Here is a 20366-nt window from a genome sequence, read left to right on the forward strand (position 1 = left end):
ATCGAAAATGAAGATCCTTCTCATTAGATTTAGTTCACTTGGTGATGTAATCCTTACGATGCCTGTTGCAATAGCGTTACGGCATTTGTATCCTTCTGCATCTGTGGAACTTGCCACAAAAGCCGAGTATGAAGGTCTTTTCACTCCTCCGGATCCTTTTGACAGAGTGATCTATCTTCATAAAAATGAAAACATAGGGATATTAAGATCTTTAATCAATGATGGTAAATACGATATAATTGCGGATCTTCATAAGAACTTGAGAACAGCATTGCTTATGCCTTTTATAGCAGCTGGTAAGAAGAAACATTACAGTAAAGGGTCAATCTCAAGAAGATTGTTTGTAAAAACAAAAATAAGGATATCTTCATTCCCGCCCGTTGTACAAAAATACCTTATGACTTTTGGAATCGAAGAGATACCCCAGCCTCCATGGATTACATTGAAAGAATACGAACGGGATAGAGGATACCAAATACTGAGGAATACGGGTGTAGAAAAACATAAAGTGATCGGGATAGCACCGGGTGCAAAATGGAATACAAAAAAATGGTCTATCAAAAAATATATTAAACTAAGTGACTGGTTTGAGCGAAACGGACTTGATGTTGTTTTTGTTCTTGGGAAAGGAGATGAGCAGGAAAAAGATATATTGATGCACTCGTCGTCAAATGCCAAAATCCTTGATACATCAAGTTATCTATTAAAAGAGATAATCTATGCCATCTCATGGATGGATGCATTTGTAAGCGGAGATACTGGACTTATGCATCTTGCCGAATCAACCGGTATACCGGTTGTTACATTGTTTGGTCCAACTACAAAGGAGTTCGGCTTTTTCCCGACAAATCATAACAGCATTGTTATAGAAAAAGATCTTTCCTGCAGGCCGTGTTCACTTCACGGATCGGATGTGTGTATCAAGGGCGATAGCGTATGCATGGAAGGCATTACCGTGGACGAAGTAGAAGAGGCTGTTTTAACCGTATCTACTGTCAGAGAAAAAGTTATACGTTAGATACAAGCATTCTCATATTAATTGCAAAATATTCAGAATAAACTCTAAGATTATATTATATGAAAGAATTATCCGTTGTTATTGTAGCTTATAATGAGGAAGATAGAATAAAAAGATGCCTTGAAAGCATAAAATGGGCAAACGAGATCATCGTTGTTGATGGTTTTAGTAATGACAGCACGGTAGATATTTGCAAGCAATACACAGAGAAAATATACCAGAGAAAATGGGATGGATTTATTTCTCAGAAAAACTACGCATTATCACTTGCAACAAAGGAATGGGTGCTTTCTCTTGATGCGGATGAAGAACTGTCGGAGTTGCTTATGGATGAAATAAAAGGGGTACTGGGAAACAATGATGTGGATTGTGATGCTTATTCAATGCCGAGGAAAACATACTATCTCGGCAGATGGATACTGCACTCGGGCTGGTATCCCGATAGGAAAGTCAGGCTAATAAAGAAGGGCGCCGGTATCTGGGGAGCCGTAGAGCCGCACGATGCTTTGATTGTAAAAGGCCGTGTTTGCAGTCTTAAACATGACATACTGCATTGGTCGTTCAGAAATATTGCCCATCATATACAAAAGCTTAATTATTTTACAGATTCTGCAGCTCTGGAGGTCATAAAAACAAATAAACGGGTAAACATAACTGATATAATATTCCATCCTATCGGCATGTTCATAAAAATGTTTTTGTTGAAAAAGGGTTTTCTTGACGGTATTCAAGGATTTATAGCTGCTGCTGTTTCATCTTTCCATGTGATGATGAAGTATGCAAAGGTATGGGAGAGGACCGGAGGCAAAAAATGACGGGTTGGAATTCAGGAATGAAAAGGGCCAAGCCCTTATATTATATTGGAAAGAAAATAAAAGACTAATAACATGAAAATCGTTGAAGTGATAAATTTACCCTGGTGGAATGCATCGGCAGAGTACTGTATTTCATTATCGAAAACCCTTTCAAAAAGAGGGCACGGTATAATTGTGATATGTGAAAAAGATACACCGGCACATAAAAAGGCAATTGAAACCGGACTTGAAATCGACACCTTACTTACATTTAAACCGCGGTATATTTTAAAAGATTTATTAAATATAAGAAAGGCTTTCAGGGGCATATATAGAGACGTACAGCTTGTCAATGTTCATACAGCCAATGCGCAAAGCCTGTTCGTTATTGCAAGGCTGTTATTCAGGCTTGATTTCAAACTTATAAAAACCAGGATTGATGCCAGGAAGATTAAGCCCCATCTATTGAACAGGCTTTCCTACAGATCACTTGATGGAGTTATAGTTACAAACAAAAAGGAACTGGAAGATATTAAATCGTTTGCCGGGATATCTTTAAACAGAATAAAGGTAATACATGGTAGTGTCGATGCAGAATATTTCAGGCCTGTTAAACAAAATAAAATTAAAAGACAAAAATTTAATATACCGGAGGCATCACTCGTAGTCGGTAATATAGCAAGGCGGTCACCTATAAAAGGACACGATATATTTTTCAAATCTGCACATCTAATTGATGCTGAGATAAAAAACGTCTTTTTCGTGCTTGCAGGTATTGATGATACCATATCAATAGACAGACTCAAAAATATGGCAGAATCAGCAGGTGTCATTGATAAAACCCTATTCCTTGGTTTTGTAAAAGACATAAATGAACTTCTTGAATGTCTTGATATAGGTGTTGTTAGTTCACTCGGTTCAGAAAACCATTCAAGGATAACGCTTGAATACATGGCATGCGGTGTGCCTGTAGTTGGTTCAGATGTTGGTGCTGTTGGCGAATTGATAGAAAACGGCAAAACGGGTTTTGTCGTAAAGCCCTCTGATTTTATAGGTCTTGCCGACGCTGTTATAAGGCTCTTGAAAAGTAAAGAGATGCACGAACTTTTTAGTTACAATGCGAGAAATTTGATAGAGGAAAGATATTCTGCAAAAACCTTCGCTGAAAAAACGGAACAATTTTATGCTGAGGTATTATCATGGAAGATGTGAAAGGCATACTTATCATACATACAGGTCAGATAGGCGATAATCTTTTAACAACGCCGGTTATACGGAGCCTGAGAAAGGCAATGCCCGACTCTTATATTGCCTTTCTTACATCAAAACCTGATTACCATGTTTTTAGTTTTAATCATTATCTCAATGAGATCATCCTGCTTGATAAGAGCATTCCTTTGATGGAGTATGCCCGGTTTCTATTTAATTTGAGAAAAAGACGTTTTGATCTCGCGCTTGATTTTCTCGGAAATCCAAGAACGGCTTTCATAACGTGGTTCTCCAATGCAAGATATAGGATTGGTTATGATTTAAGATTGAGGAGATACGCATACAATTATGTTGTAGAAAGAGATAAAAAACCGAAGTATAGTGTTAATTTTAAATACGATCTGCTTAAGGCAATAGATATAAACGGCGATGACATATCCCTTGACTTATTCATACCCGAGTCTGCACGGATATTCGCCCAGGAATTCATAAAAAGCATAAATACCATTCCCGGTCCCATATTTACTATCTCTCCTGTAAGCAGAAGAGCCTATAAACAATGGCATGCAGAAAAATTCGCGTTGCTTTCAGATATGCTTATAGAAAGATTTCATGCAAAACTCATTTTTTTGTGGGGACCAGGAGAGAAGGCTTACGTACAGCAGATCATTTATATGATGAAAAATAAACCGCATCTTTCTCCGCAGACACCCACGATAAAAGAGCTTGGGGCATTGATAAAACTTGCCGTAATGCACATTGGCAACGATAACGGCATTAAACATATTGCAATTGCAATGGGTACACCTACCGTAACAATCCATGGGCCAAGTGATCCGGTAAGTTGGGAACCTCCCGGCAGTAAGATAAATGTATGGATAAAAAAGGATGCAGGGTGCGGGAAATGCGTTCCCAAAAGATGTAAACATGATTTAAAATGTCTTGACGCAATTAAGCCTCACGACGTATTGAATGAAGTAGAAAAGCTTTATAACGGTATCCATGCAAAAGGGCTTTTACATGTTTCTTGACAAAAATCTTATAACAATCATACTGGTACTAATAGAGATTAGGTGAAGTGTTATTGCAAAAAATGGCACTTTGTACCATAACGAAGCAATTCCCTAATAGCTGTAGATTGCTTTTACTTGCTCGCAAAGACTATGCAATAATATTTAGTGTATTTGTATTAATCTACCATTTTTTGGTCCTATAGTCTAGAGGCCCAGGACGTTGCCCTCTCAAGGCGAAAACGAGAGTTCGAATCTCTCTAGGACCATATTTTCGGTTTAAGGATCATCCGTCCATAGATCGTCTCAGGAAATGCGGGGTTAAAGTCCGCTAAGCTTATGCATCGCACGACCAATCATTTTTGTATGAATAGCCCACGGACAAACATGTATGGGGCAGGTTTACTTTATTGTTGCTGTTATAGCCTGTGTTTGAATAGAAATAACATAAACAGAATCTGATAAAATATCGGTTACGTATGCTTGATTGGTTAAAGGATCAACCAATACATTTGATGGTAAGCCAAGCCCTATGAGTGCTTTTATACCCGTTGCAGCTATTGTATTTAAAACGAATTCATCTCCGTTGTTAAGCAATGTTTTACCCGGAGATATATAAAAAGATACCGAATCATCGAGACTGTCGAAGAATAAACTCTGTCTTGCAGGATAGGGTTGTAGTCCGGAAGCTGTACCGGTGACAAAATAATTGTTCTCATTTGAACTATACACAATACTCCATGTCTCTGTTTGTGTGGTGCAATCGTTTGTTGTTATTGATTGTAAAGATGGTGCGTTTGAGGCAGGTACTGAGCTTGTTAATTGTAAACCATTATAGCTGCTTGCTGTATTTGAGATATTACATCCGTCATCTATATTCAGAAATGTTATATAACCATCTTCATTAGGTACTACGCCTATGTACGAAAAATGGTTATCGTCAAGAAGAAACCTCTGACTTGATATCCCGAAATTTGCAGGTATTCCTGTAACACTGAATTCATAAGCCGTTGTCCAGTTTGATGTGTTGATGGCTTCAAAATAATAGCTTGTTCCCGATAGGACTGTTGCATATAAAATAGTATTACCATTATTCATTGCCTCCATAGATGTTACAGGATTATCAACGGTTACATTTGATATCTGATTAAGCGAATCGGGATCGAATATGCCTATAACAGGCCGCAGCATATAGGAAATAAAAAGTTTACTATTATCGGATGATAATGTCATAGAAGATGGTGTAAAGGTTAAAGTAGCAGGGCTGCCGGCACTTGGGGTTATAAAATTACCAACAGTAAAAGCTTCAAGGTAAAAGCTATTTTTATAACTATCAATCACAAACAGTTTTGATGTGCCTGTTATGATTGTACTCATAACAGGATATCCTTTAAGTGTGGTTGTAGTTATTACAGAATTTGTTGATAGATTAATTGCTTCAAGCAGACCCGTTGATTGAGTAAAACCTGCAACATAAAGATACCCGTTGTTAAATTCAACAGCCGCAGGGTACATATTAAGAGGTATTGCATTATAAACGCCTGAATGCGTTGTTACCGGTATAACACTATTGTTTGATGTGTTTATTTCTGAGACCGTACCTGTAAATGTGTTTGCAACAAACAATGTTCTGATGCCGGTTACAGGTAAATAACCAATTGTCATTGTTGAAGGATACGTGAAATTACCTGTGGAAGTTGATGGATTTGAGCAGGCGGATACCAATAAAACTAAAAACACCGGTAGTATGTAAATTTTTTTTATCATTTTAATGTATCCACAAGTGAAAAATCACTTAAGTCAATAACGTCAATGGAATTATCGATATAATTTAAAACATAAAGGTAGCGTTGATCCTGTGATAAAGCCATTGCAAACGGCCCGTTGCCAACACCTATCCTTGCTATAACGGATTCCGAATTCGTATTGATCACATATATTGAACCGGAATTCAAGCATGCTGCGTACAATGTGGATCCATCGGTGCTTAAAAGTAATGCATCAGGAGATTTTCCTACTTTTATGTATCTCTCAATAGTATTATCCGCCGTAGAGATGACTACGATACTATCAAGTCCTGTATAGCTCACGAAAAGCTTTGTTCCATCAGGCGTTATTACAGCATCTTTTGTTGCAGGTATTGCAGTAGCTGTACCTGTGCCGGGAAGGTTTGGTATATTTATTAAACCTGTTGAAGCTGTAGTATAGAAAGTAAAGTTATCACCCGTTTTATAAGGAAGATTGGGAGGGTATATGGTAAAATTTACATAACCGTTATCAGATGTGTACGGTATTCCTATCTGAGGGTGTTTTTGCATTAAACCTGAAACAGAACCTTCGGCATCAAAATCATTAGTTTCTGAACTAAATGTTATTGTCCATAATTCTGATTTTGTCTGGCAGTTTACGGTTTTAACAGAAGACATAGTTGCAGTATTATCGGGTGTAACAGTATTAAATACCGGCTGGCTGGCAGAACTGGGATACATTGGATTAAACTCGCACTGGTCATTCAATGATATTACCGAGATATTGTTATCATCACCCCGTGTTATATATCCGTACGTATCAGGTGCCTGGTTATTAACAGATATGGGGAATGGTATAACAGCAGCGAATAGCGGCAGAACGCCTGAGCCGTTATTTGTAAGATCAATCCTGTACAGCTCTTTTTTCTGATATGCAGAAACAACAGAAACATCATTTGATACCATATCGCATACCAGTAAGAGTTGATCTCCATTAACGTTCCCTGCCGACGTTATGGATATGGGATCCTGATCAACCGCAACACTTCCGGTGATTGCATTAACAGAGGTATCAAATATTAAAACCCTATTATTTGATCTGTCGGTAATCCATAAAAGTCCATTATCTGAAAGATATGAGCTGCCTAATAAAGATATATCAGAACCATTGTAGTTTAACTTTATTGCTCCGGTATAAGCAGGCTTGATTGGATTTGAAAGGGATATCTTTGAAATAAAGCTTGAGCAATATTTTGTATCTTGATTACTATTTACAACGTACAGCATGTTACCGGGCATCATTACCATAGAAACAGGACCATCCATTGCATTTGACGGGACCGGAGTACATTTGGGCGTATAAACGCAATCACTCAGGAAAAAAAACATAAGTATGGAGATACTAATATGCTTCATCAATATTTTTTTAATATATAATATTGCTGGCCTATGCTGAATAGATTGTTTACTGTCCAGTAAAGAACAAGTCCGGCAGGTAAACCCCAAAAAATTACAGTTAACATTATAGGCATAATCCATAACAGCATTCTTGTTTGTGTTTGATCCATTGTCATAGGCGTTAACAATTGCTGAAAGAACATGGAAGCTCCCATAATCAAAGGTAGTACGTGTATGCCTATTTGTTCGCCGTATAAACTGATAACAGCAATTGTATCCGGGACAGATAAGTTTTTTATCCACCATATAAAAGGTGCCTGTCTTAGTTCTATAGAATTGAGAAGTAGTTCATATAATCCTATAAAAACGGGTATCTGTATCAACATCGGCAGGCAACCGCCGAAAGGGTTTACTTTATTACTTCTATACAGCGATGTAGTTTCTCTGTATAATTTTTCTTTATCGCCCTTGTATTTTTCCTGTATTTCCTTGAGCTTTGGCTGCAGATTTTGCATTTTTTTCATTGATTTGTAGCTTATTTGACCAAGCGGAAATAAAACTATCTTTATCAATATCGTAAATATAACAATGGTCCAGCCGTAATTATGGATAAAGTTATTTAAAAATTTAAGTATATATAGAAATAGCTTTGCTATAGAATTTGCCCAGCCGAAATATAGAGTTTTACTCAGATTAAATCCTGCATTCCTTAATACATTGATATCTTTTGGTCCAAGGAAAACAAGATATGTCCTTTCGCAAGTTTTATTTTGGGCGATTGTTACAGGATTATAAATATAGGTAAATAATAATGGAATCATATTATCCTGTATTGTTCCTTTTGTTCTTGCCACATAAAGATGAGCTTTTTCATTATCGTTGTTTGTTATAATGACCTGTACAAAGTATCTGTTTTCAAGCCCAAACCAATCTATAGTATTGTAAAAAGATTTCGATAAATCCAAACTTTTTGCCTCTATGGTTTCCCTTGAATTGTTAAGCAAAAGTATGCCGTCGGAAATGTCGTATTTTGAACCAAGTTCACCTGTTAGTCCGCTCCAGTTAATGCCAAGCCTTTCTGTGATAGGATTTTTAGAGAGATTTGTAATTTCTATTTCAACCGTAGCTGTGTAAGAATTACCGTAGAATGATATTATCTTTTTTATATCGACATTGTTTCCTTTATATGAGCATGAGAGGCTTGCTCTGGCATTTTTAGAAACATTTATTGCAGATGAAGAGCATCTGTAATAAATCGAAGATGGAATAGAAAAACTTGAGCCCTCAAAACTCTCCCACATTGGATAAACTATGCCGGGTATGCTGCCTATGAGATCAACTGATCCGCTATTCTTGTTCAACCCAGTGCTGTATTTTAACAGCTTCCAGTGCTTAACTGTTAGATTGTTGGTTGAAAACTCAGCCTGATAGAGTGGGGTAGTTACAGTTATTATGTTACCTGTTATTGGGTTAGTATTATAAAATGATTTGATATTATTTTTTGAAATCTCTTCGCTTGCTAATGGTTTGGACGATTGCTGAACCGATTGTGCTTTAGCAGGAGGTTGGACAGTCTTTTGCTGTTGTTGAGCAAGGAACCATTGATATAGAAAAATAATAAGAAACGATACGGCTATAGCTAATAGGACTCTTTTTTCCATATTAAACTACCGGATCGTTCCCGCCGGGATGGAAAGGATGACATTTGAGTATTCTTTTTATAGACATAAAACCACCTTTTGCAATGCCGTATTTTTCTATCGCCTCAATTGAATATACAGAACATGTTGGATTAAATCTACAGGATGCGCCCGTCCATGGAGAAATTGTAATCCTGTATACTTTTATCAATTTAATAAATAAGAGACTCGTTAGCTTATTTAGCTTTTGTAAATAGTTTCGATAATTCATTATTTATATCATTATAATTAATCTTATCAGAGCCTTTTTTCGCAATAAACACATAATCTCTAACCGCAATCTTATCTTTATTAGTCCTGAAAAATTCCCTTATCAGCCTTTTTAACCTGTTCCTCTTCACTGCATTGCCTACTTTTTTACTTATTATAATCCCGAATCTTGGAAGAGGAAGATCATTCTTTCTGTATAGAATAATAAAATTGTATGTGTAAAGCTTTTTACCATTCTTTTTTATTGTCTCAAAATCATTATGAGATGTTAGTTTTTCTGTTTTAGATAAACCAAGTTTCTTTAAAATGGTTTATCACCTATTTTTACGGTAAGTTGATGTCTTCCTTTTGCTCTCCTTCTGCTCAATACTTCTCTGCCTGAACGTGTAGCCATACGTTCAAGAAAGCCGTGAGTCCTTTTTCTTTTTTTGTTATGCGGTTGATATGTTCTTTTCATATTTATTCTCCATTAATGATCTTGCATTAGTAAACATACACATTGTTTAATGTCAAGCAAGTTCCAATATCTTGGGAATATATTAACATGATTGAAGCCATTGTATTTTTATAATTGACATAATTAAATAACTTTCATATACGATAGAAACAAAATAGAAAGGAGGTATAAATAGTGGAAGAAAAAGAACGTTTGATCATCTTAAAACTTGCTGAGACAAATCAGGAAATAAAAAAATTATGGGAACAACATTTAGAATATGAGAAACGGTTAAAAGAGTTTGATAAAAAACCCTATCTTTCTCCGGAAGATGATACGGAGAGAAAAGAAATTCAAAAACTAAAACTATCGGGAAAGGATAAGATGTTTGAGATACTCTCAAAGAGTGGATTGAGGAGTAAATTGGATGAGAAGTGATGAATTCAAAGGTATAGAGAGGCTGCCTCATCGTGCACTCCTGCACGCAGCTGGCGTTGCAAGATCAGAATTTGAGAAGCCATTTATAGGCATTGCAACAAGTTTTACCGATCTCATCCCCGGACATGTCGGTATGAGAACCCTTGAAAGGGCACTTGAGAATGGTGTTTATGCAGGAGGCGGCAGACCCTTTTTATTCGGCATTCCGGGTATATGCGATGGTATTGCAATGGGTCATATAGGCATGCATTATTCGTTGCCGATTCGTGAGCTTATAGCCGATTCTATAGAGTCTGTGATAGAGGCGCACAGGCTGGATGGAATGATCCTGCTCACCAACTGTGATAAGATCACGCCCGGTATGCTTATGGCTGCTGCAAGGCTTGATATCCCCGCGATTGTGCTGACAGCAGGACCAATGCTTTCAGGAAGATCGGGAAGATATAAGAATGAACGTCTGGATCTTGTTCATGATGCATTTGAGGCTGTAGGCAGGTACAACAGGGGCGAGCTTACGGATGACGATGTTGTGGCTATGGAGATTGGTGCATGCCCCGGGGAAGGCTCGTGCCAGGGTCTTTATACTGCAAACACGATGGCATGTATTACAGAAGCACTCGGTATGTCTCTTTACGGTGCAGGTACGGCACTTGCTGTATCATCAAAAAAAAGGCATATTGCTTATGAAACGGGTAAACGGATAGTGGAATTAATAAATAACAACGTAACAGCAAGGAAGATTTTAACAAAAAATGCTTTCGAGAATGCCATTATGATTGATATGGCCCTCGGCGGATCAACTAATACCGTGCTTCATCTTACTGCCATTGCTTATGAGGCAGGGATTGAACTTCCTCTTGAATTGTTTGATGAGATCAGCAGCATAACACCAAGCCTAACAAAGATAAGGCCGTCAGGAGATTATATGATGGAGGACCTTGAGTATGCCGGCGGTATTCCCGGCGTACTTAACAGACTTAAGGATAAGTTAAAAGATAATCCTACAGTTTCAGGACAGTCAATTATTGAGATGGCCGGGAGAGGGACTGTTTATGATGATGATGTTATAAGGCCGCTTAATAAGGCTTATTCAGAAACGGGCGGTATTGCCGTATTAAAAGGAAGCCTGGCACCGGATGGGGCTGTTATAAAGTTGTCCGGCGTAAATAAAGCTATACAGTATTTTGAAGGTAAGGCAAAGGTATTTGATTCTGAAGAACTCGCAATGAAGGCGATAATGAAACGGGAGATCAAGCAAGGAGATGCAATTATTATAAGGTATGAGGGCCCGAAGGGTGGACCAGGCATGCGAGAAATGTTATCCCCAACATCCGCTATTTCAGGTATGGGCATGGGTGATAAGATTGCGCTTATTACGGACGGAAGGTTTTCCGGCGGAACAAGGGGGCTTTCCATAGGGCATGTATCCCCTGAGGCAGCTGCCGGCGGCATAATTGCGTTTGTAAAAGATGGGGATAGTATTATAATAGATTTAAAGAAAAAATCTATTGAACTTGACCTGAATAAAACGGAACTCGCAAAAAGGATGTCAGGTTTTAAGCCGCCGGAACCCAGATTTAAAAGAGGCTGGCTTGCAAGATACACAAAGCTTGTAACATCTGCAAATACGGGTGCGGTGTTAAAAGCTTGAGAGGATAGATAAAAATGAAGATGAATGGCGCAAAGATATTTGTGGAAAGTCTGAAAAAAGAAGGTGTAGACACAATCTTTGGATACCCCGGTGGAGTGGTGCTGTACATATATGATGAGCTTTACCACAGCGATATAAGGCACATTCTTGTCAGGCATGAACAGGGAGCGGCTCACATGGCTGACGGCTATGCCCGGGCCACGGGCAGGGTCGGTGTATGTCTTGTAACATCCGGTCCCGGTGCCACAAACACGGTAACAGGTCTGGCTACGGCATACATGGATTCTATTCCTATCGTTGTATTTACAGGACAGGTACCTACAAATCTGGTTGGGAATGATGCATTTCAGGAGGCGGACATCGTCGGCATAACACGGTCATGCACAAAGCACAATTTTCTTATTAAGAATGTTAAGGACATAGCAAAGACTGTAAAAGAGGCGTTCTATATAGCAAGGACAGGCAGGCCAGGACCCGTTGTTGTTGATATCCCGAAGGATGTTACGGTAGATTCAACTGAGTTTTTTTATCCCGATGATATTGAACTTCCAGGCTACAAGCCGACGTATGAAGGCCATACTGGTCAGATCAAACGTGCAATAGATATGATCCTTGATTCAAAAAAACCGGTCATATACACAGGCGGGGGTATTATAAGCTCAGGCGCATCAAAAGAGCTTTTTACATTCGCAGAGTTGTTAAATGCACCGGTCACAAATACTCTCATGGGGCTTGGAGGCTTTCCGGGCGAGCATCCTTTGTTTTTGGGTATGCTAGGCATGCACGGGACTTATGCGGCAAACATGGCTGTTACGCACACCGATATGCTAGTGGCAATAGGTGCAAGGTTTGATGACCGTGTAACTGGTGATATAAATGAATTTGCACCAGAGGCAAAGATTGTGCATATCGATATAGACCCGACATCCATCAGTAAAAACGTAGAGGTGGACATACCTATTGTAGGTAATGCAAAGAGCATCCTTTCTGAAATGAATAAGTTTTTAAAGCAGAATAAGAGGCTTAAAGGCTTTGTAAAAGAAATCAATAACTGGAAGACACTTATAAACCAGTGGAAGGAATCCCATCCGCTCACATACAAGGAGAACGGCAAGCTGAAACCACAGTTTGTAATAGAAAAGATTTACGAATTGACAAAGGGCAATGCCATTATAACAACGGAGGTCGGTCAGAACCAGATGTGGACAGCACAGTTTTATAAGTTCAGCAAACCAAGGACCTTTGTAACATCAGGCGGACTCGGGACCATGGGTTATGGTTTTCCCGCAGCCATCGGTGCAAAGGTTGCCATGCCAGATGCAGCGGTAATAGATATTGCAGGTGACGGGAGCATTCAAATGAACATTCAGGAGCTTGCAACAGCCGTGCAGTACAAGGTGAACGTTGTCGTAGCGATCCTTAATAATAACTATCTCGGAATGGTCAGACAGTGGCAGAGCCTTTTTTACGGCAAGAGATATTCATACACAGATATGTCTCATAAGCCTGATTTTGTAAAACTCGCCGATGCTTATGGTGCCAAAGGCTATTCAGTGGACAGGAAAGGTGAGGTTCTAACGGTATTAAAGGAAGCACTCAAGAGTAAACTCCCGGTACTGATTGATTTTCATGTTGAGGAGGAGGAAGACGTTTATCCTATGGTACCGTCAGGGGCTGCACTTAAAAAGATGTTATTGGCTTAGAGGTGAATGATGAGACATACAATATCGCTTACAGTGGAGAATAAATTCGGCGTACTTGCAAGAGTTGCAGGGTTGTTCAGCGGCAGAGGTTATAACATAGAGAGTTTAAGTGTTGCAGAAACACTGGATCCCTCCATATCTAAGATGACGATAGTAACCAACGGTGAAGACAAAATTGTAGAACAGATTTTAAAACAGTTAAACAAACTCATAAATACTATAAAGGTTACCGACCTCACTATCACAGACCATGTGGAAAGAGAGATGGTTCTCGTAAAGGTTTCGGCATCCGGAGAAAACAGGACAGAGGTATTAAGGCTTGTTGATATATTCAGAGGTAAGATCGTTGATGTAAGCCCAGATACGTTTGTAATAGAGCTGACAGGTGACGAAGAAAAGATACATGCCGTATTGAATCTTTTGAACCCTCTTGGTGTAAAGGATATTGTAAGAACAGGCAAGGTTGCCATTCAAAGATCCATACAGCATAATGACAAAGTCAACAGATAAAGCTTAAAACGACAATAAACATGATCAACATATCTCTTATTAGCCTTTCTTGTAATCCCAATGAAAGCCGGAATGGCAGCTCAAGAGGAAGATGACCCATAGATGGGAACGAAATTTAACAAAATCAAAATTTAGAATATAAAAGGAGGTAGCATGAAAGTTTATTACGATAAGGACATAGATATAAAACCGCTTAAAAACAAAACGATAGCCATTATCGGCTATGGAAGTCAGGGATTCGGACATTCCAACAACCTGAAAGACAGCAAGATGAATGTTATTATAGGCGGTAGAAAAGAAGGTAAATCATGGGCAAAGGCTGAAGCCGCGGGATTTAAGGTGTACAATGTTGCGGACGCCGTAAAGCAGGCTGATGTTATAATGATCCTGCTGCCGGATGAACTGCAGGCTGATGTTTATAAAAATGAGATAGGTCCAAACCTCAAAAAGGGTGCATATCTTGCATTTGCCCATGGCTTTAACATTCATTATGGTCAGATCGTTCCGTCATCCGATGTTAACGTGTTTATGGTCGCTCCTAAAGGGCCGGGTCATCTTGTAAGGGGTGAGTACACAAAGGATAGGGGAGTGCCGTCATTGATAGCAGTACACCAGGACCCATCCGGTGATACAAAAGAGATCGGGCTTGCCTATGCATCGGGTATTGGTGCAGGCAGGGCAGGCATTATAGAAACAACATTTAAAGAAGAAACAGAGACAGATTTGTTTGGTGAGCAGGCTGTACTTTGCGGTGGTGTTACATCGCTCATGCTTGGTGGTTTTGAAACACTCGTTAATGCAGGTTACTCCCCTGAGATGGCTTATTTTGAATGCATACACGAGATGAAACTCATTGTTGACCTTATATACGAGGGAGGTATGTCCAATATGAGATACTCGGTGAGTAACACAGCCCAGTTTGGAGATCTTACAAGAGGTCCGAGGGTTATAAACGCCGATGTTAAATGTGAGATGAAAAAAATACTTAAAGAGATTCAGGACGGCAGTTTTGCAAAGGAATGGATTCTTGAGAACAAGGCGAACAGACCAGTATTCAATGCACTTACAAGAAATGGTGAAGAGCATCTTGCAGAAAAGACCGGACAGAAATTGAGAGAAATGATGCCATGGCTTAAGAAAGAAAAGCTCGTGGATAAAAATAAAAATTAATCCCCAATGCAATGAAATTACAGGGGCTTAAAAATTTAAGCCCCTGTGCCTTGTTTAAAACAAAAAATCATCTAATTTAAGGTGGATCACAGGGTTGATCTTCTTTGGAGGAGAATCATACTCTTGATGAGAATGAACAGATTCTCTTATTGCATTTTTTGGGTTAAACAATCATGAAACAGGGCTTGATGAAGCTTTTGCTCTTACGATAAGGATTGCATTTACCTGTCCAAAACCATCATCCGTAAACATCCTTGCATGAGGATCGGATATAATCTTTTGTCCATTAACCTGATACACATACTGATAAATACCGGGTTTCAGCTTCAAGGTTACAATGAATAACCCTTTACCCGCTTTTTTCAGCATTATGGGCTTTTCACCCCATTTATTGAATGTCCCAAGGACAGCAACTGTTTTTGCTTTTGGTAGTACTACATTTAGTGTTACCCTGATCATATCGTTTCTTCCATGAACATAAGTGTAAATACCTGTACCGGCAAGTACCGTTATTAAAATAATAGCCGCGATCTTTAATAATTGTCTTACAATACTGCTTGATGATCCCTGTTCTATTGCGGCCATAACTTTATCCGTAAGACCTTCAGGGGCTTTTAATGTTGAATTTTGATCACGCATAAGCTGCAGGATGCCGAGCATCTTTTCATAATTTTCGCGCAATACGCTGTCGGTGCTCAGTGCTTTTTCAAAAGCCTCTTTCTCTGTACCTTTTAGTTCACCGTCTATATAAAGGTGTATACGGTTATCCATCCTTTTCCTCTTTGTATAAAATCTTTTTTAGCATATCTCTTGCCCTGAATACCCTTACTTTAACAGTCTCTGAACTTGTATTAGTAATATCGGAAATCTCATCATAAGACAATAATTCAACATGTCTTAAAAGAAAAGCCTCTTTATAAATGCCGGGCAAGTTATTTATAGCACTTTTCAATTGTGCGCCGAGTTCATTATTCATAACCATCTCTTCAGGCCCTCTCATATCATTAGACGATTCATAAGGATTATTATTACTTATACTGTCGAATTCTAAAGTGGTGAACCGTTTTTTATATTTAAGCTCATCTTTTACTCTATTTACAGCTATTGTTATTAGCCATGTAGAAAATTTAGATCGTCCCTCAAAACTGTTAATGGCCTTCCATGCCTTGACGAATGTCTCCTGTGTTATCTCATCTGCTATGTCCGGATTTTTTGTATAGCGGGATATAAGATTATAGATCATATCTTTGTATCTTTCCACTAACACATGGTAAAATTTTTTATCACCCGCCTTACAAAGGCTTATCAATTCTTCATCGGTCTTTGATGAATCCTGTTTAAGGGTTTTCTCAATGTTCATATTTTTATATTCCCCAGAAGTTTTGCCGGTGTCTCGAGTAAAAGCCTTATTTGTTCTTCTTCTGGAATAAATGTACTAAGCCTTTTGAATGCCTTCCTCAAAAGCTCTTTAATATGTATGGAATTATGCGTATCCGTTGCAATAATATCAATCATATTTTTCTCTAATAAGTATCTTGCTGTTTTCATAACGTCCAATCCATATAATCCTATGAGGCTGCCAAGGTTCATTTGTATAATGAAGCCTGCATCCTTTAACATGGATACCTTTTCAGGCTCGTATATAATGCTCATGTATCTTTCTGCATGTGCAATTATACATTTTAATCCCGTTTCATGGAGTTTTGTTACGTGATTTATTATATCACCAACAAAAGGAAATTCAACAAGGTATACCCCAGATTTACCCAAGGGGATAAAGTAATCATCATAGTTTTCAATGTCCGCAGACATGTCGAAATAGTTTTCAGCGCCTAAAAAAAGTTCATAGTTAATACCTTTATCTTGCAGACATTTTGAAAGCTCATTTAGCCTTGTTTGTGCCTTTAAGTGCAGATCGCTTTGATCCCTGCCGGGCATGTTGTGTGGCGTTGCATAAGATGTTGAAAAGCCCATACTTATAAGGGCATTGATCATTTCTAAGGATTCATCTGCCGATGATGCGCCGTCATCAATATCAGAAAGGATGTGTGAGTGAATATCGATGTACCCACTACTCATAAAAAATATTAGCCGGTAATGAAGACATTCACTTGATGATTACTAAATATCAAACCTGTGTATTTCATAAACCTATATCCTTTCTGTAATTCGCGCCTTCAAACACTATATTGCCAATGGATCTGTATGCCTTTTCCCTTGCTGATTCATAATCGGTACCTATACCCGTGATAGCAAGCACTCTTCCACCTGTTGTTATTATAGAACCTTTTTCTTTTTTTGTTCCGGCATGAAAAATAAAAGTATCCTTTTTTACTGCGTCTCTCAGCCCATTTATTATCTTACCTGTTTCCGGATGTTCAGGATAGTTTTTAGAAGCCATCACAACACACACAGATACTTCTTCTTTTGTTTTTATTGTTTCAGTAAATGTTTTGCCTTTTGCACTATCAACGAGTATACTTGAAAGATCGCTGATTATTCTCGGTATGATTGCCTGTGTTTCAGGATCTCCGAATCTTGCATTGAACTCAAGGACATACGGCTCGTTATCAACGATCATTAATCCGGTGTAGATTACGCCCTTATAAACTATACTTTCTTGTTTAAACGCATCCATAAGAGGGGTAATGATTTTATCAATCACCTTTTTTTCCATTGCGGGTGTTATTTTGTCGGACGGTGAAATAGAGCCCATGCCGCCGGTATTCGGTCCTTTATCCATATCGTTTAATCTCTTATAATCTCTTGCACTACCTAATTTAACAAAACCTTTTCCGTTTGATATGACAAAATAACTTGATTCAACCCCATTTAAAAACTCTTCTACAAGTATTTTTTTCCCGGCATCGCCGAAAATTCGCTGTTCCATCATCGCTTTTACTACAGCAATTGCTTCTTCTCTTGTATTAACAATAGAAACGCCTTTGCCCGCAGCAAGTCCGTCGGCTTTTATCACAGCAGGGTAAGATATCGTTTTTACATAATCTATAGCTTCATTGGAGTTATCAAACATTTCAAATCCTGGTTGCGGTATATGGTAATTGTGCATTATTTGTCTTGCAAAAAACTTGGAGGACTCTATCATGGCGGCCTGTTTTGTAGGTCCAAAAATCGTTAAATCGTTTTCATTGAATGCATCAACAATACCAAGAGATAAAGATATCTCAGGCCCGACGATTGTTAAGCTAATATGCTGCTCCTTTGCAAAATTTATAAGTCCGTTGATATCATCATGATTTATCTGTACACAGGTGGCAAGTTCATCGATACCTGCGTTACCAGGTGCACAGTAAATATTTTTGATACCATCCTGCTTTAATTTGTGGACTATAGCGTGTTCTCTTGCCCCGGAACCTACAACGAGAATATTCATAATTACCTCATTCCATATTATCCCAAAAGGTTGATTTAGTTTTTAACCGATTTTGTGAATTAATGTTTAAAGTGCCTTATGCCTGTAAATATCATGGCAATACCCGCTTCATCAGCTGCCCTTATTACCTCTTCATCTCTTATAGAACCACCCGGCTGAATGATTGCTGTAATACCCCCATTCGCAAGTACATTTAAGCCGTCAGAAAATGGAAAATACGCATCGGATGCCGCAACAGCACCTTTTGTACTGATATTTGATTTCATCAGGGCAATTTTTGCAGAGTCAACCCTGCTCATCTGTCCGGCTCCAACACCTATAAGCTGTTCGGATTTTGCTATAATGATTGTATTGCTTTTTGTATGCTTGCATATCTTCATTGCAAAGTCCATGTCTCTTAATTCATCTTTTGTGGGTTCCCTTTTCGTAACAACCCTTGCATTTCTAGTATCGGAAGATATATCATCTTTTGTCTGTATGAGCGTGCCAAAGGCTGTTTGCCGAAGTTCCATCTTAGTCCTGTCTATCAGATTAGAGGAGTATACTTTTATAAGCCTGAGATTTTTCTTCTTTGACAGTATTTCTATCGACTGCTTTGAAAATGATGGGGCAACGATAACCTCGTAAAATGTATCGGCTATGAGTTTAGCAGTATCTTCATCAAACTCCCTGTTTAACCCGATTATACCTCCATAACTTGATGCCGGATCTGTTTTGTACGCAATCTCGTAAGCCTTTGAAACTGTAGAGCCGATAGCAGCACCGCAGGGATTTGTATGCTTTATAATTATGCATGCGGGTTTATCAAATTCATGAGAAAGTGCATAGGCGCCATCCATGTCCAGTATGTTATTGTAAGAAAGCTCTTTACCTCCCAGCTGCTCAAATTTCACAGGCTCAAGGCTGTCATAATCAACGACCGTATAAAGTCCTGCTTTTTGATGTGGATTTTCACCATACCTCATGGATTGAACCCTTTGTAAAGTAAGATGCAAGTGTTCTATATTTTCCTTTTCCATTTTTTGATTGAGCCAGTTTGCGATAAAACTATCGTATGATGCCGTGTGATTAAAAGCCTTTGTGGCAAGCCTGAGTCTATCCTGTTCTGTAATGTCATCCTTCCTGATACGTTCAATAAGCCATTGATAATCTTCTGGATCGACTATGACGATTACATCCTTAAAATTTTTTGCCGCTGCACGAATCATTGATGGCCCGCCTATATCTATCATCTCAATAACCTCATCAAAAGAAGCGTTTTCTTTTTTAGTTGTTTCTTTAAATGGATACAAATTTACGATCACCATATCTATAAGGCTGATAGAATGCTCTTTAATGGATTTCATATGTGCATCATTTTTTCTTATTGCAAGTATGCCGCCGTGTATCATAGGATGAAGTGTTTTAACCCTGCCATCAAGCATTTCAGGAAATCCCGTATATTCTGAAACATCCGTAACAGGTATATTTTTATCTTTTAGAAATTTTGAAGTTCCGCCCGTGGACAATATCTCTATACCTTTTTCTTTTAATACCTTGCTAAGCTCCTCCAAACCTTTTTTGTTTGATACGCTTACAATAGCCTTTTTTGAAGACATATAAGTAACTCCTTCCTGTGAAATTAAGATGTATATTTAGCCTATATTTAAAACGTTAATAAAAGCAAGTTTTATAGAAAATGGTGCATTCTGCCTCTTATCTGAAGCTATATTGATTATAAAAATGGGACATACATAAATTAATTCTATTACAAAGATAAAAATGGGGGGTAAGATATCAAACGCCGTTGCATTTTTATGATTGATGGTATATTTCATCATAATTGCGCCCGTAGCTCAGTGGATAGAGCGTCGGACTTCGAATCCGCAGGTCGTGGGTTCAAATCCCACCGGGCGCATTTTTTTTCAAACAGTTAGCTGATTCCTGCATTCGTAAACCCTATACTGCTACCGTTTTTGCTACAACCTCATTTTGATT

20 protein-coding genes and 2 tRNA genes are annotated in these 20366 nt (G+C 38.5%); 11 read left to right on the forward strand and 11 right to left on the reverse strand.

All coding sequences use genetic code 11. The features are described 5' to 3' along the window. Positions 1-7: 7 nt before the first annotated feature. The 5 genes from M1381_02925 (at position 8) to M1381_02945 (ending at position 4300) form a co-directional block, all read left to right on the forward strand. Positions 8-1018 carry a glycosyltransferase family 9 protein gene (locus M1381_02925; protein MCL4478043.1) on the forward strand — a complete coding sequence of 337 codons (1011 nt, stop codon included), beginning with the start codon at positions 8-10 and terminating at the stop codon, positions 1016-1018. A gap of 59 nt (positions 1019-1077) precedes the next feature. After that, the gene (locus tag M1381_02930; GenBank protein ID MCL4478044.1) at positions 1078-1833 is read left to right on the forward strand and encodes a glycosyltransferase family 2 protein; all 756 of its coding nucleotides are present in this window, start codon (positions 1078-1080) and stop codon (positions 1831-1833) included. 72 nt (positions 1834-1905) lie between these two features. After that, positions 1906-3024 carry a glycosyltransferase family 4 protein gene (locus M1381_02935; protein ID MCL4478045.1) on the forward strand — a complete coding sequence of 373 codons (1119 nt, stop codon included), beginning with the start codon at positions 1906-1908 and terminating at the stop codon, positions 3022-3024. After that, positions 3012-4052: a glycosyltransferase family 9 protein gene (locus M1381_02940; protein MCL4478046.1), complete on the forward strand. Its 1041-nt coding sequence runs from the start codon at positions 3012-3014 to the stop codon at positions 4050-4052. Before M1381_02935 ends, M1381_02940 begins: the two co-directional genes overlap by 13 nt. 175 nt (positions 4053-4227) lie before the next feature. Further along, positions 4228-4300: transfer RNA gene (locus M1381_02945), tRNA-Glu, on the forward strand. A gap of 133 nt (positions 4301-4433) precedes the next feature. Here M1381_02945 and M1381_02950 read toward each other — a convergent pair. Genes M1381_02950 through rpmH form a run of 6 tightly spaced genes read right to left on the reverse strand, consistent with a single transcriptional unit; the run spans position 4434 to position 9544 of the window. Beyond that, positions 4434-5798 carry a hypothetical protein gene (locus tag M1381_02950; GenBank protein ID MCL4478047.1) on the reverse strand — a complete coding sequence of 455 codons (1365 nt, stop codon included), beginning with the start codon at positions 5796-5798 and terminating at the stop codon, positions 4434-4436. Continuing rightward, the gene (locus M1381_02955; protein ID MCL4478048.1) at positions 5795-7168 is read right to left on the reverse strand and encodes a YncE family protein; all 1374 of its coding nucleotides are present in this window, start codon (positions 7166-7168) and stop codon (positions 5795-5797) included. The genes M1381_02950 and M1381_02955 overlap by 4 nt, the downstream gene beginning before the upstream one ends. A gap of 26 nt (positions 7169-7194) precedes the next feature. Further along, positions 7195-8838: a membrane protein insertase YidC gene (yidC, locus tag M1381_02960; protein ID MCL4478049.1), complete on the reverse strand. Its 1644-nt coding sequence runs from the start codon at positions 8836-8838 to the stop codon at positions 7195-7197. 1 nt (position 8839) lies between these two features. Then, on the reverse strand, positions 8840-9088 hold the full coding sequence (yidD, locus tag M1381_02965) for a membrane protein insertion efficiency factor YidD (protein MCL4478050.1): 249 nt from the start codon (positions 9086-9088) through the stop codon (positions 8840-8842). After that, positions 9054-9332, reverse strand: coding sequence for a ribonuclease P protein component (gene rnpA / locus M1381_02970; protein MCL4478051.1), 279 nt, complete (start codon positions 9330-9332; stop codon positions 9054-9056). The genes yidD and rnpA overlap by 35 nt, the downstream gene beginning before the upstream one ends. Positions 9333-9388: 56 nt before the next feature. After that, positions 9389-9544: a 50S ribosomal protein L34 gene (rpmH, locus tag M1381_02975; GenBank protein MCL4478052.1), complete on the reverse strand. Its 156-nt coding sequence runs from the start codon at positions 9542-9544 to the stop codon at positions 9389-9391. Positions 9545-9718: 174 nt separating this feature from the next. On the opposite strand from rpmH, the gene M1381_02980 reads away from it, so the two are divergent. The 5 genes from M1381_02980 (at position 9719) to ilvC (ending at position 14995) form a co-directional block, all read left to right on the forward strand. After that, on the forward strand, positions 9719-9961 hold the full coding sequence (locus M1381_02980; GenBank protein MCL4478053.1) for a DUF465 domain-containing protein: 243 nt from the start codon (positions 9719-9721) through the stop codon (positions 9959-9961). Then, on the forward strand, positions 9951-11612 hold the full coding sequence (ilvD, locus tag M1381_02985; GenBank protein MCL4478054.1) for a dihydroxy-acid dehydratase: 1662 nt from the start codon (positions 9951-9953) through the stop codon (positions 11610-11612). The genes M1381_02980 and ilvD overlap by 11 nt, the downstream gene beginning before the upstream one ends. A 14-nt stretch (positions 11613-11626) precedes the next feature. Then, positions 11627-13315, forward strand: a complete 1689-nt coding sequence (gene ilvB, locus M1381_02990) for a biosynthetic-type acetolactate synthase large subunit (GenBank protein ID MCL4478055.1) — start codon at positions 11627-11629, stop codon at positions 13313-13315. Between the two features lie 9 nt (positions 13316-13324). Further along, on the forward strand, positions 13325-13825 hold the full coding sequence (gene ilvN / locus M1381_02995) for an acetolactate synthase small subunit (GenBank protein ID MCL4478056.1): 501 nt from the start codon (positions 13325-13327) through the stop codon (positions 13823-13825). 153 nt (positions 13826-13978) lie between these two features. Next, positions 13979-14995 (forward strand): ketol-acid reductoisomerase, encoded by a 1017-nt coding sequence (gene ilvC / locus M1381_03000; GenBank protein ID MCL4478057.1) that lies wholly within the window; start codon positions 13979-13981, stop codon positions 14993-14995. Between the two features lie 171 nt (positions 14996-15166). On the opposite strand, the gene M1381_03005 is transcribed toward ilvC, so the two are convergent. The 5 genes from M1381_03005 to purH form a co-directional block, all read right to left on the reverse strand. After that, positions 15167-15766 (reverse strand): hypothetical protein, encoded by a 600-nt coding sequence (locus tag M1381_03005; protein MCL4478058.1) that lies wholly within the window; start codon positions 15764-15766, stop codon positions 15167-15169. Continuing rightward, a complete protein-coding gene (locus M1381_03010) occupies positions 15759-16355 on the reverse strand; it encodes a sigma-70 family RNA polymerase sigma factor (protein MCL4478059.1) in 597 nt (198 codons plus the stop codon). The genes M1381_03005 and M1381_03010 overlap by 8 nt, the downstream gene beginning before the upstream one ends. Next, positions 16352-17074 carry a hypothetical protein gene (locus M1381_03015; GenBank protein MCL4478060.1) on the reverse strand — a complete coding sequence of 241 codons (723 nt, stop codon included), beginning with the start codon at positions 17072-17074 and terminating at the stop codon, positions 16352-16354. Before M1381_03015 ends, M1381_03010 begins: the two co-directional genes overlap by 4 nt. Positions 17075-17138: 64 nt before the next feature. After that, positions 17139-18389, reverse strand: a complete 1251-nt coding sequence (gene purD / locus M1381_03020; GenBank protein ID MCL4478061.1) for a phosphoribosylamine--glycine ligase — start codon at positions 18387-18389, stop codon at positions 17139-17141. Positions 18390-18448: 59 nt separating this feature from the next. Further along, positions 18449-19987, reverse strand: a complete 1539-nt coding sequence (gene purH, locus M1381_03025; GenBank protein MCL4478062.1) for a bifunctional phosphoribosylaminoimidazolecarboxamide formyltransferase/IMP cyclohydrolase — start codon at positions 19985-19987, stop codon at positions 18449-18451. A 226-nt stretch (positions 19988-20213) separates the two neighbouring features. On the opposite strand from purH, the gene M1381_03030 reads away from it, so the two are divergent. Then, positions 20214-20286 (forward strand) — tRNA-Arg (locus M1381_03030). The last annotated feature ends 80 nt before the right edge of the window (positions 20287-20366 follow it).

It is taken from the genome of Deltaproteobacteria bacterium, assembly GCA_023382265.1.
GTDB lineage: Bacteria > JAMCPX01 > JAMCPX01 > JAMCPX01 > JAMCPX01 > JAMCPX01.